Source organism: Arthrobacter hankyongi (assembly GCF_022012395.1).
Lineage (GTDB): Bacteria > Actinomycetota > Actinomycetes > Actinomycetales > Micrococcaceae > Crystallibacter > Crystallibacter hankyongi.
In genome coordinates, this window is the sequence record NZ_JAKLTQ010000002.1 from 281,525 (window position 1) to 295,750 (window position 14,226).

Genomic DNA, 14,226 nt, shown 5'->3' on the forward strand with positions numbered 1-14,226 from the left:
ATCACCACGTTGTAACTCCAGTCTGCCGGATGGAATGACTCCGGGCCCGTGCAGCTTTGGCTTGGGAGCCCGGGTAACCCAAACCTAGTTGCAGATGAGACAACTCACAACGTATTTTCGGAATTAATCGCGAAAAAACGTTGATAGTAAAAACTGCCGTATGGACGTCTGGCTGCCATAGATCCGAGAATGCATAACACAAGCATTGACGATCATTCGATTTTTCGTAAAGATTAGCGACACACTGGCAAGTTTGCCATGACTGCGCGGTCGCGCAGGTCACTGAGTCGAAGGAGACCCATGACCGAAACAACTCAGAGTCCAGCCATCACCGTCGGCGCGTTGAACGCCGACCTCAATGGCTGGGCCCGGTACCGGCAGATACAGCGGAACGGGTCTCTCGCCCGAAGCGAGGAGTACGGCGGATTCTGGACACTGCTCAGCTACGACGCCGTCAGGGAGGCGGCCACCGACACCGAAAAGTTCTCCTCCGCACAGGGAGTCACTATCCCGGTCTTCGGCAATCCGCTTCCGGCCTACCCACTGGAACTGGACCCGCCGGCACATCGGGCCTACCGGAAAGTCCTGGTTCCGGCATTGCGGCCGGATCAGGTCAATCAGTGGGCCGGTGATATCCGGGCCGTTACTACCGAATGCATTGACCGGTTTGCAGACAGGGGGACTGCCGACCTCAAGGCAGAACTGGCCGCCATCGTCCCGCCGAGCATTATTGCCCGGATCCTCGGGCTGCCGGCAGACGACGTCGGGAAGTTCGTGGGCTGGACGCGTACCATGCTGATGGCCGCGGCGAGGGGCGACCGGGAAGCCAATATGGCAGCGGCCGGCGCCTTGATGAAGTACATCGAGGAACAGGTGGCCAGGTGCCGTGCCACGGCAGATGACAGCCTGCTCTCGGTGGTCGCCAATGCGGTAATCGATGGGGAGCCGATCAGCCGCGAAGCGGCCATGGGCATGGTCCTGGTGCTGGTCGTGGCCGGCCATGAAACAACGGTCAACGGCATCGCCAGCGCCCTGTGGATGATTGGGAAGCATCCACAGGTCAAGGACCAGCTGCTGGCTGATCCGGGCCTGATCCCGGCTGCCGTGGAGGAGACGCTCCGGATCGAATCACCCGTATCCATGATGGCCCGCACGGTCGCCCAAGACACCGAGTTCGGTGGTGCACAGTTGAAGGCCGGCGACAGGGTGGCCTTGATGTTCGGCGCTGGCAACCATGACGAGGACACTTTCGACGAGCCGGACGCATTCCAGCTAAACCGCAGCGGTGCGGCCCACCTGGCCTTCGGACACGGCGTCCACCGGTGCATCGGCGAACATCTGGCCCGGCTGGAAATGTCCATCGTCATCGAAGAGGTGCTGAACCGCATCCCCGACTATGGCATCGCGGCGGATGTGGCCATTGGCGATAACTCCCTGACCAACCGCGGCCCCCGGGCCGTTCCCGTTGCCTTTACACCGGCCGGTGCGGCCGCAGATCGGAGTGCATCTTGAAAGCAGCAGTTGTCAACGCCATCGGCGGTGGATTTGAACTGGACGAAGTTGAACTGGCCAATCCCGCCGGACGGGAAGTGCTGATCGAGGTCAAGGCCTCGGGGTTGTGCCACACCGACCTGACTTATGCGAAGACCGGGCTGGGCTATCCGGCACCTTGCGTACTCGGCCACGAAGTGGCCGGCGTGGTCGTGGCAGCCGGCCCGGAGGCCACCGGACTGGCTATCGGCGACCACGTGGTCGGCTGCCTGGTCCAGTACTGCGGCGCGTGCCGCAAGTGCCTGTCCGGCAGGCCGTACCAGTGCCTGAACCGCGAGGCTACGCTGCGGGCCGAGAGCCAGCCGCCGCGCATCTCAAGGAGCGGCGAAGCCGTCGCGCAGGGCTTCGGACTCGGCGGATTCGCGGAACGTGCACTGATCCACGAGAACCAACTGGTGAAGGTCCCTGACACGGTGCCGTTCCCTCAGGCCGCGCTGCTTGGCTGCGGGGCAGTCACCGGGGCCGGTGCCGTGCTGAACACGGCTGGCGTACAGCCGGGCGACGCCGTCGTCGTCATCGGTGCCGGCGGCGTCGGCCTGAACGCGGTCACCGGGGCCGTGCTGGCCGGTGCCACCACGATCATCGCCGTCGACCTCACCGACGAGAAGCTGAAGAAGGCCCGGGAATTCGGGGCGACAGACGTTATCAACTCCTCGGTCCAGGACCCGGTCGCCGCGGTCTTGGAGATCACAGGTACCGGTGCCGACGCCGTGTTCGACTTCGTCGGCGCCCCGGAGGTGACCGGCCAGGGCCTGCAGATGACAGCCCCGGGCGGCGGCCTGTACCTGATCGGCGCGTCCAGCCTGACCGGCGAATTCACGGTGAACACCATCCAGACCATCGGGACCCAGCGCCGGATCCAGGGCGTTTTTATGGGCTCGACCAACCCGAAGCGGGACATCGCCCTGTACGCGGACCTGTATCTGGCCGGTCGTTTCAACCTCGACGGTTTGCTGTCCAAGGAGATATCCCTCAGTGAGGTCAACGACGGCTACGCCGCGCTTGAGGACGGCTCCACCGCCCGTGTGGTGATCACGCGGTTCTGAGCGGAAGAAGACCTCCGGGCGAGGTGGTGCTGGCGACAGCCATCACGCCTGCCCGGAGGTCTTCACGTCCCCCACCGGTGGCGGCGGATCAGCGGGCTGCGGGTGAACCGCCGCCGGGGCCTGGCCGGCCCTGGCCGAACTACGCCGGAACACGGGCCGGTCCTGCCGTCGTGGCGGGGCCGGCCGTTCGATGTTTGGGGCAGTTTGGGGCAGTTTGGGTCAGCTCCGCTGGTCCAGCCTGCTGTGGAGCCAGACCAGATACAGCAGGGCCGCAGAGCCGGCCGCCAGCGCAGCCGCCACCGAAAGGTATTCGGCCAGCACACCATTCAGCGCACCGGCGATGCTGCGCGACCCCAGCAGGGACATGGACCACAGGGCCATGATACGTCCGCGGAAGGCATCGGGTACGCGCCGGTATAGCTCGGTCATATAGCTGGTTTGGGCCATGGTCAGGCCGAGCCCGGCCAGGACCAGGACGGCACAGGCCAGCCAAGGGGTCCCGGTGACGGCCAGCGACAGGACACCGCCGGCCAGCAGGATTCCACCGGCTTGCCTCATCCTGGCCGGGCCGAGCATCTTCCGCAGCGGGGCGAGGATCACGAAACCGAACATCGCACCGGCCCCGAAGCAGGTCGAGAGCACACCGGCGAACCCGGCCCCGGCGCCGAGTTCCGCGGCCAGGAGTGGGGCCAGGGTCATGGCCGGGTCGGAGGCGACGGAGATGGCCGCAGTGCTCAGCAGCAGCACCAGGACGGGTCGGTTGCCGCGGACATAGCGGAGGCCGCTGCGGACGGAATAGTCCGTACCGGCCTCCGCCGCCGGCCGCTGGTCTCTGGGAGTGCGCAGCAGGGCCAGGGCAAACACCAGATGTGACACTGCCGCGAAAGCGAATGCCTCGCCCGAACCGACCCAAACGGCCAGGACGGCACCCAGGATGGGTCCGAGGGCGCGGGCCAGAATTCCAGGGATGTTATAGAGGCTCACGGCTTGGGGGAGTTCCTCGGGCCGTACCAGCGCTGGCACCATTGACGTCATGGCCGGCCCGCCCCAGGCGAAGCCGAAGCCCACGGTGAAGGCCGAGAGCAGGAGCACCGGGAGGGTCGAAGGATCATCGGCTCCGACCAGCAGGACCCAGACGGCGATGCCGGCGGATCCGGCTACGCAGACCAGTCGTCCGGTGAAGGCCTGCCGCCGCCGGTCGCCCCGGTCGGCCAGCGACCCGCTCAGCGGCGCGATCAGGAACTGCGGCAGCCATTGGGCCACGGTGACGGCGCCGACCACCAAGGCGGATCCGGAAACCTGGAAGGCTACGATGGCGGCGACCATGCTGTGCACCCAAATGCCTACCGTGGCCAGGCTGAGGCCCCAGAAGAAGGGGGCGAAGACCGAGTTGAAGAGCAACTGTGTGGAGGACCGGCCGCTGACCGATTCATCAAGCCGTTCCTCGAGGGGTTCCTCGAGCGGTTCCTCTATGGGGCCGGTACGGGTCATGGATGCCCACCCGTGACCCGGCCGCAGCCGGCGCTTCGATCCGGGGTGGGGTTCATCGACGCTTTCTCCTGGCCGTAGGACCGACAGGGGGCTTGGGAAATCAATTCCCAAGCCCCCTGTCGGTTCGGTCTCGCTGTGGATGTGACGTTCCGGGACAATGCCGGCCTAGAACGGCTCGCAGTACGGACGGATGTCCGTCTCGTGGGTCCAGGCGGTCCGCGGCTGGCGGATCACCTGCCAGAAAGTCTCGGCGATGGCGTCAATGTCGACCATGCCGTCGACCGGGCGGCGTTCCTTGGCCGTTGGGAAGGCGGTGTTCAGCCGGTCGCCGTCGATCGGGCCGTGCACGATGACGTTGGCGACGTGGATGTTCTGCGGGCCGAATTCCCGGGCAAGGGCCTGGGCGACTGCGCGCTGGCCGAACTTTGCCGAAGAGTACGCCGCCAGTTTCGGCCGGCCGATGGTGCCCGAAATGGAACCGGTGAACAGGATGGCGCCGCCGCCGCGCTCGGTCATCCGCCGCGCTGACTCGCGCCCAACAATGAAGCTGCCGAAGCAGTTGGTGCGCCACACCTGTTCAAAGAACTCGGAGTCCATCTCGAGGATGCTCGAGCGCCACTGCGAGCCGCCGGCGTTGTAGACGGTCACCAGCGGCGGGCCGAGCTCGTCCAGCTTGGCCAGCGCGTCCGCGAGGCCGGCCTCGGTGCCTGCGTCCGCAACGACGGCGGTGGCCAGCCCACCTTTGCTCTGGATGTGTTCGACGACGGCGTCGATCTTCTCTTTGGTGCGTCCGGTGACCAGCACGTGCAGGCCTTCTTCGGCCAGCCGCCGGCAGATGGCTCCGCCGGTTCCTTGGATCGAGCCGACGCCGACCACCCACGCCAGGCTTCCTGGCGGTGGCGGTCCTCCCGCTACCGGCCACCCACTAAAGTACTGAGCCTCTTCGGTTGGGGTCACGATTCCTCCTGGGATTCATACGGGTACTGGCGAAAGGGCCGGTGCGCAGCATCCTGGCCAGTGCGATACGGATGGCTGATCCTGCGCAGTGGGACTGAAAAAACGGTGCATGAGCACGGTATTTCGTATAACACTACATAATGTCGTGAAAACTGGTCAAGGGTTTTCGCCTGCATCTGCTTGGCGTGCGTGCGGGCCTTGGCCGCTGGGCAGTACACAGGAGGGCATGCGGGAGGGGTCCGTGAAAACCGCCGTGCAGGCCGGCAGGGCGCCCCTTAGCTTGCGAACGCCCCGCCGAGGGCGTCGCCGAAGACGTTGTCGCGTACCTCCAGCAGGAGCCGGCGGTGTTCTTCGGCCTCGAGGGTCAGGCGCTCGGTGGGGCCGAGTAGGCCGAGGCCCACCAACTGGTCGCCGACCGGGCCCGAGATGGCGATGCCGCTGACCCCCAGGCTGCCTTCGTTGACCGTCTGGTACCACCCCAGGGTGCGGTGTTTGTGCACCTCATCCTCGACCTGCCGGGGATCGACTTTGGTGGCATCCGTCCGGCGGGGCAGGGGGTGCAGGCGCAGGAGCCGCGCCAATTCGCCGTCATCCAGTGCCCCCAGCAGGGCTTTGCCCAATGCCGTGCCGTGGAGCGTAAAGCTGTCTCCGACCTCCAGGACGTAGCGCAGGCGGTGCTTGCCCGCGGTGACTGCGATGATCTTGATCCCGCTCCCATCCAGCACCGCAGCTGCTGCGGTCTCCCCGGAGCGGTCGGCCAGCAGTGCGGTCGCCTCGATCCCGAATGCGGTGAGCGCGTTGTTCTCCTCGGCCGCCTGCGCCATGCTCAGCAGCCGCCCGGTCGGATAGAAGCGCCGTGTGGTCGCCGTGCGGCTGAGGTAGCCCAATCCGTGCAGGGTGTTGAGCAGGTCCGAACTGCTGCTCTCGGGCAGATCCAGCAGCCGGGCCACCTCCGACTTGGTTAGTTCCCGCTTCTCCCGCGCAAAGATCTCAAACAGCGCCATCGTCCGCGCCGCCGCCGGCACGGTAGTTCCGCCGGTGGGCTTTCCGGAACTTCGCTGCGTTTTGGGCGCAGGTCTGGCTGGAGCTGCCTGTCCGGCGCTCTTGGGCATGGTCTTCACCGTCATTTCGCTAAATACTGATAGGTAACATTCTCCCACGAAAAATAGTATGGATAACGATATGACGTAGTGATATCCGGCATATCGTAGTAATACGTTCGGTGTCGCCTTCCGGTGAAGACCGGCGTGGGGATGTCAGGATCGGCTGATGGCTTGGAATGCGCTGGGGGTGCGGAACATCGGGGCCTCGATCTCCGTGTCCGGCGCCAGCTGCCGGCTCAATGACGCGGTGGCTTGTTCGTCGACGGACCGGCGGCCGAATTCGCACTCGCAGGCGGGCATTCCGGCCCAGGTCACGGTGCGGCAGTGTTCGCAACTGGGCAGCACATCCGGCATGGACTGGCTGTCGATAGTCATGGTGGCCTCCATCCTGCCTCCCGCCCTACAGCGCGCGGGCGATCGACTGTTTCATGGTTTCCGAAGTGCCGCCGTAGATCCGCAACACCCGGTTGGACGTATAGATGCGCGAAATCGGCATCTCATCACTGAAGCCCATGCCGCCAAAGAGCTGGATGCATCCATCCAGGACGCGGCCGGACATTTCGCAGACCCAGAGCTTGGTCATGGCGGCCTCGGTATCCGTGTTGGTCCCACTTCGGACCTTTCGGACCATTTCGTGCAGGAAGGCCCGGCCGACTTCGATTTCCGTCTTCAGGGAGGCGAGCTGGAACTTGGTGTTTTGGAAGTCGAACAGGTTCTGGCCGAACAGGCGACGGTCCTTGGCGTACTGCAGGGTCATGTCGAAGGCCAGTTCCGCCTGGCCTAGGGCGCGGGCGCTGATCTGCAGCCGGTCGAAGGCCAGGGAGTGCATCAACAGGCGCATCGCGCCGCCCAGGCCGCCCAGGACGTGGGATGCGGGCACACGGACATTGTCGAAATGCAATTCCGCGGTGTTGCCTGCGGGAAAGCCCATGGTCTTGAGCTTGCCCCGCGTCACGCCGGGGGCATTGGGGTCCACCAGGAACATGGTCATGCTCTTGCCGCGTGCGGCCGGATCGGTCTTGGCCACCACGTATACGATGTCCGCGATATCACCGTTGGTGATGAAGGTTTTTTCGCCGGAGATGATGAAATCGTCCCCGTCAGGTGTGGCCGTGGTGCGCATTGCCAGCAGGTCGCTGCCCGCCTCGGGCTCGGTGGCCGCCATCGCCTGGATCGCCTCACCGGCCATGATCTTCGGCGCCCACTCCCTGATCAATTCCGGGGAACCGCCGTCGAGCAGGATGCCCGTGGCCAGGTCGGTGCAGAACAGGCTGCCGACCGTCCCGTAGCAGTGTGACCGGGCCATCTCCTGGGACAGGATCATATTGACGATCGGGCTCATGCCCAGCCCGTCGTATGTCTCGGGAACAGTGGCACCGAGGATTCCGGCTTCACCGGCTTGCTTCCACACCTTGTGCCGGGACTCCGAGTCCGTGGCCAAGCCCTGGTAGATCGGCTCGATCTCACGGTCCAGGAACGTTCGGACGAGTTCGCGGAACTCGTCTTCCTCCTCGGTGAAGGGGCTGTGGTGCAGCAGCCCTTGGCTGATGCCCTCCCGGTCTACCGGTGTCTCAATGCTCATGTGCGTACTCCTCGAATTCGTTCGAGGCACTGGCTCCGCCTCGCTGCGGGCGTGCTCCCGGCCACCTCGGTACTTCATGCTTTTGTGCGAAATCTCGTTACAGGCTACGACAGGGGTGCGGGGATGTCCATAGTCATCCCTGCGCCCCTGCTCCGGTTAATTGCCGGTCCACGCCTACAGCACAGCCGCCGAGCCTGCGCGGCGCATGATTGCTTCGGCCTGGCGGAACAGCGGGGCGTCCACCATCCGTCCGTCCAGCTGCGAGGCACCGGCGTTTCCGGCCGCCGCCTCCAGGACACGTTTCGCCCAGGCAACCTGCTCCTCGGTCGGCGCATAGGCCGCCCTGATGATGTCGACTTGGGACGGGTGGATGCAGGCAGTTGCAGCAAGGCCCAGGGCAGCGGCGTCGGCAGCCTCGGCGCGCAGGCCCTCGTGGTCGGCGATATCCACATGGACGGCATCGACGGCGAACTTCCCGAAGGCGGCGGCCGCCAGTATGACCGATGAGCGCACATGCCGGGCGACATCGCGGTAACCCGCGTCGGCAAACCTGCTCGAGCTGCCGCCCATCGCGGCCACCAGATCCTCGGCGCCCCACATCAGCCCGACGCAATTGGCGGCCTGGGCAATCTCCGTGGCACGGACTGCGCCCAGCGGTGTCTCAACCAGTGCCAGGACGTTGAAGCCGACCGATTCGACTTGGGCTGCGCTCTCGGTCTTGGCCAGCATAACGGTGCTGCAGGCGGTGGCCGCCACGGCGTCCAGATCGGCGGCGTGGTCCGGGGCACCCGCGGGATTGATCCGGACAATGGCGCGTTCCGGGTCAAGTCCGGCTTTGGTCAGGTCCTTCCGCGCCTGTTCCCGGCGTTCGGGGGCACAGCCGTCCTCGAGATCCAGGATGGCCACGTCGGCCCGGGCCGCTGCCTTGGCGAACCGTTCCGGCCGGTCCGCGGGGCAGAACAGCAGGGCCGGCCCGGGCGGCAGCCAGGCCGCCTGCTGCGGCGCACTCATGCCCGGGCCTCGGGGGATTTGTAGACCAGGGTGTTGCGCAGTGCCCGGGCGACGATGTCGCCATGCTGGTTGCGGCCGATATGCTCCAGCGTCACGATGCCCTCGCCGGGGCGGCTGCGGGATTCGCGTTTCTGTACGCAGACCGACTCGGCATACAGCGTGTCGCCGTGGAAGAGCGGCTTGGGGAAGGACACCTCGGTGAACCCGAGGTTGCCCACGATCGTGCCCAGGGTCAGCTGGGTAACCGACAGCCCTACCAGCGTCGAGAGCGTGAACATGGAATTCACCAGACGCTGGCCGAAATGTTGGGTGGAGGACCAGGCTGCATCCAGATGCAGGGCCTGGGCGTTCATGGTCAGGGTGGTGAACAGGACGTTGTCCGCCTCCGTGACCGTTCGGCCGGGCCGGTGGAGATAGACGACCCCCTCCTCGAACTCCTCGAACCACAGGCCGCGCTGGACGACTTTCCGCTGTTCGTCCTGCCCCGGCCGCACGGCCTCCCCCGCCGGAGCGCTCATGCCAGCCCCAGTTCCCGGGCGATGAGCATCAGCTGCACTTCAGTGGTGCCTTCGCCGACTTCAAGGATCTTGGAGTCGCGGTAGTGCCGGGCCACCGGGTACTCGTTCATGAAGCCGTAGCCGCCGTGGATCTGGGTCGCGTCCCGGGCATTGTCCATGGCGGCCTCGGAGGCGACCAGCTTGGCGATGGCCGCCTCCTTCTTGAACGGCTTGCCGGCGAGCATCTTCTGGGCTGCGGCGTAGTAGGCTGCCCTGGCCGCGTGGGCACGGGCCTCCATCCGGGCGATTTTGAACGAGATGGCCTGGTAGGAGCCGATGTTCCGGCCGAAGGCGGTACGTTCCTTGGCGTACTTCACGCTTTCGTCCACGCAGCCCTGGGCGGCGCCGGTGGCCAGGGCAGCGATCGCCACCCGGCCCTCGTCGAGGATGGAGAGGAAGTTCGCGTAACCGCGGCCGCGCTGGCCCAGCAGGTTTTCTTCCGGGACGCGGACGTCGGCGAAGGACAACGGGTGCGTATCGGACGCGTTCCAGCCCACTTTGTTGTAGGCCGGCTCGACGGTGAAGCCTTCGGTTCCCGAAGGCACGATGATGGTGGAGATCTCCTTCTTCCCGTTTTCCCGCATTCCGGTGACGGCGGTGACCGTGACCAGGGAAGTGATGTCCGTGCCGGAGTTGGTGATGAACTGCTTGGACCCGTTGATCACCCAGTAGCCGTCCTCCAGCCGCGCGGTAGCGGCGGTACCGCCGGCATCGCTGCCCACGCCCGGCTCGGTCAGGCCGAAGCCTGCCAACGCCCGCCCTTCGGCAAGGTCGGGCAGCCACTTGGCCTTCTGTTCCTCGGTGCCGAAGTGGTAGATAGGCATGGCGCCCAGACCGACGCCGGCTTCGAGGGTGATGGCGACCGACTGATCCACCTTGCCCAGTTCTTCCAGGGCCAGGGCCAGGGCGAAGTAGTCCCCGCCCATGCCGCCGTATTCCTCCGGGAAGGGCAGCCCGAACAGGCCCATCTCACCCATCTGCTGCACGATCTCGTACGGGAAGCTGTGCTCCTCGTCGTGCTTGGCGGACACCGGGGCGACCGCCGTCTGGGCGAAGTCCTGCACGCTGCGGCGCAGGTCCTCGTAGTCTTCGGAAAGCTCAAGCATCAGATGTCTTCCTTCGTTGCATTGTCGGATTCTTCGGCGGTCCCGGGGGCCTCGGCGAGGTAGGCCAGGACCTGATCGACGACGACCTGGTCGCCCACACCCACTTTGAGATTGACCTCGCCGGCCACCGGGGCGGTGAGGGAGTGTTCCATCTTCATGGCCTCGACGATCAGCACCGGGGTGCCAGCCTCGACGTACTCTCCGTCCGCGGCCAGTACCGCGATCACGGTCCCGGGCATCGGACTGGTGATTTCAGCGGAGGCACCGCCGTCGTCATGCGTGCGGACGCTCGCCATCGGGGCGAGCCGGAGATCCCAGATGCCCCCTCGGCCTGCGATCCAATACGTTCCGGCCGCCTCACGGACCGTCCAGCGGGACTGACGGCCGTCCACGGCCAGCAGCAGCTGACCGGCATCGGCCTTGGCGGACACCGCGTAACGTCGCTCCGGGGCCGGTTCGTCTTCGCAGGTCCCCACCACGGCTTCCGCGGCAGCTGCGCCTCCGGTCAGGGCCACCGAGACGGTGCCGTCGCCGGTGTCCAGTCTGGTCCGGAAGGCGGACCTCGCGCCGAGGCGCCAGCCGGAGGGGACGTCCCACAGGCTGCGCGCGGCGGCACCGCCTGCGGGGTCGTGGCCGGTGCGGTCAAGCAGCCGGTGCATGGCGACGGCGAGCAGCGCTTCGTCGGGCACCGCCGGTGGAGCATAGCCGGCCACGGAGCGGTCCAGCAAACCAGTGTCCAGGTGGCCGGCCGCGACCTGCGGATGGCGGAGCAGGAAGCGGCAGAAGTCGATGTTGGTGCGCACCCCCAGCACCACCGTTTCCTGCAGCGCACGGTCCAGATGCCGCAGGGCCTCTGCCCGGGTGGCGCCGTGGGCGATGACCTTGCTCAACATCGGATCATAGTTGCCGCCCACGACGGTGCCGGTGCGCAGGCCGGAGTCCGTACGGACGGTGTGGCCGCGGTGCTGGTCCGGGGTGGACGCCGGCTCCCGCAAGGCCAGGACCGTGCCGCCGGTGGGCAGGAAGCCCCGCCCGGGATCCTCGGCGTAGACCCGGGCTTCGACGGCGTGGCCGCGCAGCACCACGTCGTCCTGGGCCAGCGGCAGCGGTTCGCCGGCAGCGATGAGCACCTGCAGCTGGACCAGGTCGATGCCGGTGACCAGCTCGGTCACCGGGTGCTCGACCTGCAGGCGGGTGTTCATCTCCATAAAGAAGAACTCCTCCGGCCGGTGCGCGGAGACAATGAACTCCACCGTGCCGACGCCGACGTAGCCGACGCTGCGGGCGGCATTGCAGGCCGCCTCGCCGATGCGCGAACGGGTTGCCTCGTCCAGCAGCGGCGAGGGGGCTTCTTCGATCACCTTCTGGTGGCGGCGCTGCAGTGAGCATTCCCGTTCGCCGAGGTGGATCACGTTTCCCTGCCGGTCGGCGACGATCTGCACCTCGATATGCCGCGGGGTATCGACGAAGCGTTCCAGGAACAGGGTGTCGTCGCCGAAGGAGGAAGCGGCCTCGCGGCGCGCTGACTCCAAGGCGGCCTGCAGTCCGGCAGGATCTTCCACGCGGCGCATGCCCTTGCCGCCGCCGCCGGCGGAGGGCTTGATCAGTACCGGGTAGCCGACCTCGCCAGCCCCGCGGCTGAGCTCTTCGTCGGTCAGGCCGGGGCGGGAGATGCCCGGAACGGTGGGGACATTGCGCGCGGCGACGGCGGCCTTGGCGGAAATCTTGTCGCCCATGGTCCGGATCGCCGCGACAGGCGGCCCGAGGAAGATCAGTCCTTCCTGTGCGCAGGCCTCCGCAAATCCGGCATTTTCGGAGAGGAAACCGTAGCCGGGGTGGATGGCATCGGCACCCGTGGCCTTGGCCGCGGCCAGGACCTTGCCGATGTCCAGGTAGCTGTCCGCCGCCGGGGCCGGGCCGAGCCGGACGGCCTCGTCGGCCTCGCGCACGTGGGCGGCGCCGGCGTCGGCGTCGGAATAGACCGCGACCGCCCGGATGCCCATCTGCCGCAACGTGCGGATGACGCGCACGGCGATCTCGCCGCGGTTGGCGATCAGCACGGTGCCGATGCTGGTGCGGCCGGTTGTGTCCATGATAATTCCAGTCATTGGTTGGGTACTCACATCCTGAAGACGCCGTAGTTGACCGGCTCCAGCGGGGCATTCGCAGCCACCGCCAGTGCCAGACCGAGCACGGTACGGGTATCTGCCGGGTCAATCACGCCGTCGTCCCAGAGCCGGGCCGTGGAGTAGTAGGCGGTCGACTGCCGGTCGAACTGATCGCGGATCGGAGCCTTAAAGGCTTCCTCGTCCTCCGGCAGCCAGGCCGCACCGGACTTCTCGGACTGCCCCTGACGCACCGAGCCGAGCACATCCGCGGCCTGGGGACCGCCCATGACGGAGATCCTCGCGTTGGGCCACATCCACAAGAAGCGCGGGGAATAGGCCCGGCCGCACATCGAATAATTGCCGGCCCCGTAGGAGCCGCCGATGATGATGGTGAACTTCGGCACCCGCGCGCAGGCCACGGCGGTGACCATCTTGGCGCCGTTCTTGGCGATGCCACCGGCCTCGTACTGGCGGCCCACCATAAAGCCGGTGATGTTTTGCAGGAAGACCAGCGGGATCTTGCGCCGGTCGCACAGTTCGATGAAGTGCGCACCCTTCAGGGCCGACTCGCTGAACAGCACGCCGTTGTTGGCGATGATGCCCACCGGATGGCCGTGGATCCGGGCAAAGGCGGTGACCAGGCTGGTGCCATACTCGGCCTTGAACTCGGTGAACTCGCCGCCGTCGACGATGGTACGGATGACCCGGCGGACGTCGTAGGGCTTGCGCGGGTCCGTGGGAACGATGTCGTACAGCTCCTCCTGGCCGGCGGCCGCCTCCAGAGCCGGGGCGACTTCCCAGGGGGCCGGTTCGGCCGGAGGCAGCGTTGCCACGATCTTTCGGACCCGCATCAGCGCGTCGACGTCGTCGTCCGCGAGGTGGTCCGTGACACCGGAGGTGCGGCTGTGCAGGTCGCCGCCGCCGAGTTCCTCAGCGGTGACCACCTCGCCCGTGGCCGCCTTCACCAGCGGCGGGCCGGCCAGGAAGATAGTGCCCTGGTTGCGCACGATGACCGCTTCGTCGCTCATCGCCGGCACGTAGGCGCCGCCGGCGGTGCAGGACCCCAGCACGGCGGCGATCTGCGGGATGCCCTTCGCGCTCATGATGGCCTGGTTGTAGAAGATGCGCCCAAAATGGTCCCGGTCGGGGAAGACTTCGTCCTGCTGCAGCAGCATGGCACCGCCGGAATCGACCAGGTAGATGCAGGGCAGGCGGTTCTGCAGCGCGATTTCCTGCCCGCGCAGGTGCTTCTTCACCGTCATGGGATAGTAGGTGCCGCCGCTCACGGTCGCGTCATTGGCGACGATCATGCACTCGCGCCCGGCGACCCGACCGATCCCGGCGATGATCCCGGCGGCCGGAACCCGGCCGCCGTACATGTCTTCCGCGGCCAGGGGGGCAATCTCGAGGAACGTGCTGCCCTCGTCCAGCAGCGTCTCGATGCGCTGGCGGGGCAGCAGCTTGCCACGGTCCAGATGCCGCCGGCGGGCGGTTTCGCCGCCGCCCTGGGCGACGCGCTCCAGCCGCCCGCGCAGGTCGCCCAGCAGTACCGCATGTGCTTCGCGGTTCGATATGGCCGCGTCCAGTACGGGTGCGGCCGGGCCGGTTTGGGTGGATGTAGTCATCCGCTTTCACATCCTTGGAATCAGGTCTGCCCCGGCAACAAGATCCGGTCGATTTGAGTTGTTTCAGTTAGTGCTCATTAACTGAAATC

12 protein-coding genes are annotated in these 14,226 nt (G+C 66.5%); 2 read left to right on the forward strand and 10 right to left on the reverse strand.

The window, feature by feature from the left end:
* Window positions 1-300: 300 nt before the first annotated feature.
* Both LVY72_RS05270 and LVY72_RS05275 read left to right on the forward strand, forming a co-directional pair.
* Window positions 301-1,512 carry a cytochrome P450 gene (locus LVY72_RS05270; protein ID WP_237818427.1) on the forward strand — a complete coding sequence of 404 codons (1,212 nt, stop codon included), beginning with the start codon at window positions 301-303 and terminating at the stop codon, window positions 1,510-1,512.
* A complete protein-coding gene (locus LVY72_RS05275) occupies window positions 1,509-2,597 on the forward strand; it encodes a zinc-binding dehydrogenase (protein WP_237818428.1) in 1,089 nt (362 codons plus the stop codon). The genes LVY72_RS05270 and LVY72_RS05275 overlap by 4 nt, the downstream gene beginning before the upstream one ends.
* A 219-nt stretch (window positions 2,598-2,816) precedes the next feature.
* On the opposite strand, the gene LVY72_RS05280 is transcribed toward LVY72_RS05275, so the two are convergent.
* The 10 genes from LVY72_RS05280 to LVY72_RS05325 all read right to left on the reverse strand — a co-directional run bounded on the left by LVY72_RS05280 (window position 2,817) and on the right by LVY72_RS05325 (window position 14,137).
* Window positions 2,817-4,088, reverse strand: coding sequence for an MFS transporter (locus LVY72_RS05280; protein WP_237818429.1), 1,272 nt, complete (start codon window positions 4,086-4,088; stop codon window positions 2,817-2,819).
* Window positions 4,089-4,253: 165 nt separating this feature from the next.
* The gene (locus tag LVY72_RS05285) at window positions 4,254-5,045 is read right to left on the reverse strand and encodes an SDR family NAD(P)-dependent oxidoreductase (protein WP_237818430.1); all 792 of its coding nucleotides are present in this window, start codon (window positions 5,043-5,045) and stop codon (window positions 4,254-4,256) included.
* A 275-nt stretch (window positions 5,046-5,320) separates the two neighbouring features.
* The gene (locus LVY72_RS05290; RefSeq protein ID WP_308190684.1) at window positions 5,321-6,172 is read right to left on the reverse strand and encodes an IclR family transcriptional regulator; all 852 of its coding nucleotides are present in this window, start codon (window positions 6,170-6,172) and stop codon (window positions 5,321-5,323) included.
* 129 nt (window positions 6,173-6,301) lie between these two features.
* Window positions 6,302-6,523 (reverse strand): hypothetical protein, encoded by a 222-nt coding sequence (locus LVY72_RS05295; RefSeq protein ID WP_237818432.1) that lies wholly within the window; start codon window positions 6,521-6,523, stop codon window positions 6,302-6,304.
* 25 nt (window positions 6,524-6,548) lie between these two features.
* Window positions 6,549-7,730: an acyl-CoA dehydrogenase family protein gene (locus tag LVY72_RS05300; RefSeq protein ID WP_237818433.1), complete on the reverse strand. Its 1,182-nt coding sequence runs from the start codon at window positions 7,728-7,730 to the stop codon at window positions 6,549-6,551.
* A gap of 174 nt (window positions 7,731-7,904) precedes the next feature.
* On the reverse strand, window positions 7,905-8,741 hold the full coding sequence (locus LVY72_RS05305) for an HpcH/HpaI aldolase/citrate lyase family protein (RefSeq protein WP_237818434.1): 837 nt from the start codon (window positions 8,739-8,741) through the stop codon (window positions 7,905-7,907).
* Window positions 8,738-9,259 (reverse strand): MaoC family dehydratase, encoded by a 522-nt coding sequence (locus tag LVY72_RS05310; RefSeq protein ID WP_237818435.1) that lies wholly within the window; start codon window positions 9,257-9,259, stop codon window positions 8,738-8,740. The genes LVY72_RS05305 and LVY72_RS05310 overlap by 4 nt, the downstream gene beginning before the upstream one ends.
* Window positions 9,256-10,404, reverse strand: coding sequence for an acyl-CoA dehydrogenase family protein (locus LVY72_RS05315; protein ID WP_237818436.1), 1,149 nt, complete (start codon window positions 10,402-10,404; stop codon window positions 9,256-9,258). Before LVY72_RS05315 ends, LVY72_RS05310 begins: the two co-directional genes overlap by 4 nt.
* Window positions 10,404-12,497, reverse strand: a complete 2,094-nt coding sequence (locus tag LVY72_RS05320; protein ID WP_237818437.1) for an acetyl/propionyl/methylcrotonyl-CoA carboxylase subunit alpha — start codon at window positions 12,495-12,497, stop codon at window positions 10,404-10,406. Before LVY72_RS05320 ends, LVY72_RS05315 begins: the two co-directional genes overlap by 1 nt.
* 26 nt (window positions 12,498-12,523) lie before the next feature.
* The gene (locus LVY72_RS05325; RefSeq protein WP_237818438.1) at window positions 12,524-14,137 is read right to left on the reverse strand and encodes a carboxyl transferase domain-containing protein; all 1,614 of its coding nucleotides are present in this window, start codon (window positions 14,135-14,137) and stop codon (window positions 12,524-12,526) included.
* Between the last annotated feature and the right edge of the window lie 89 nt (window positions 14,138-14,226).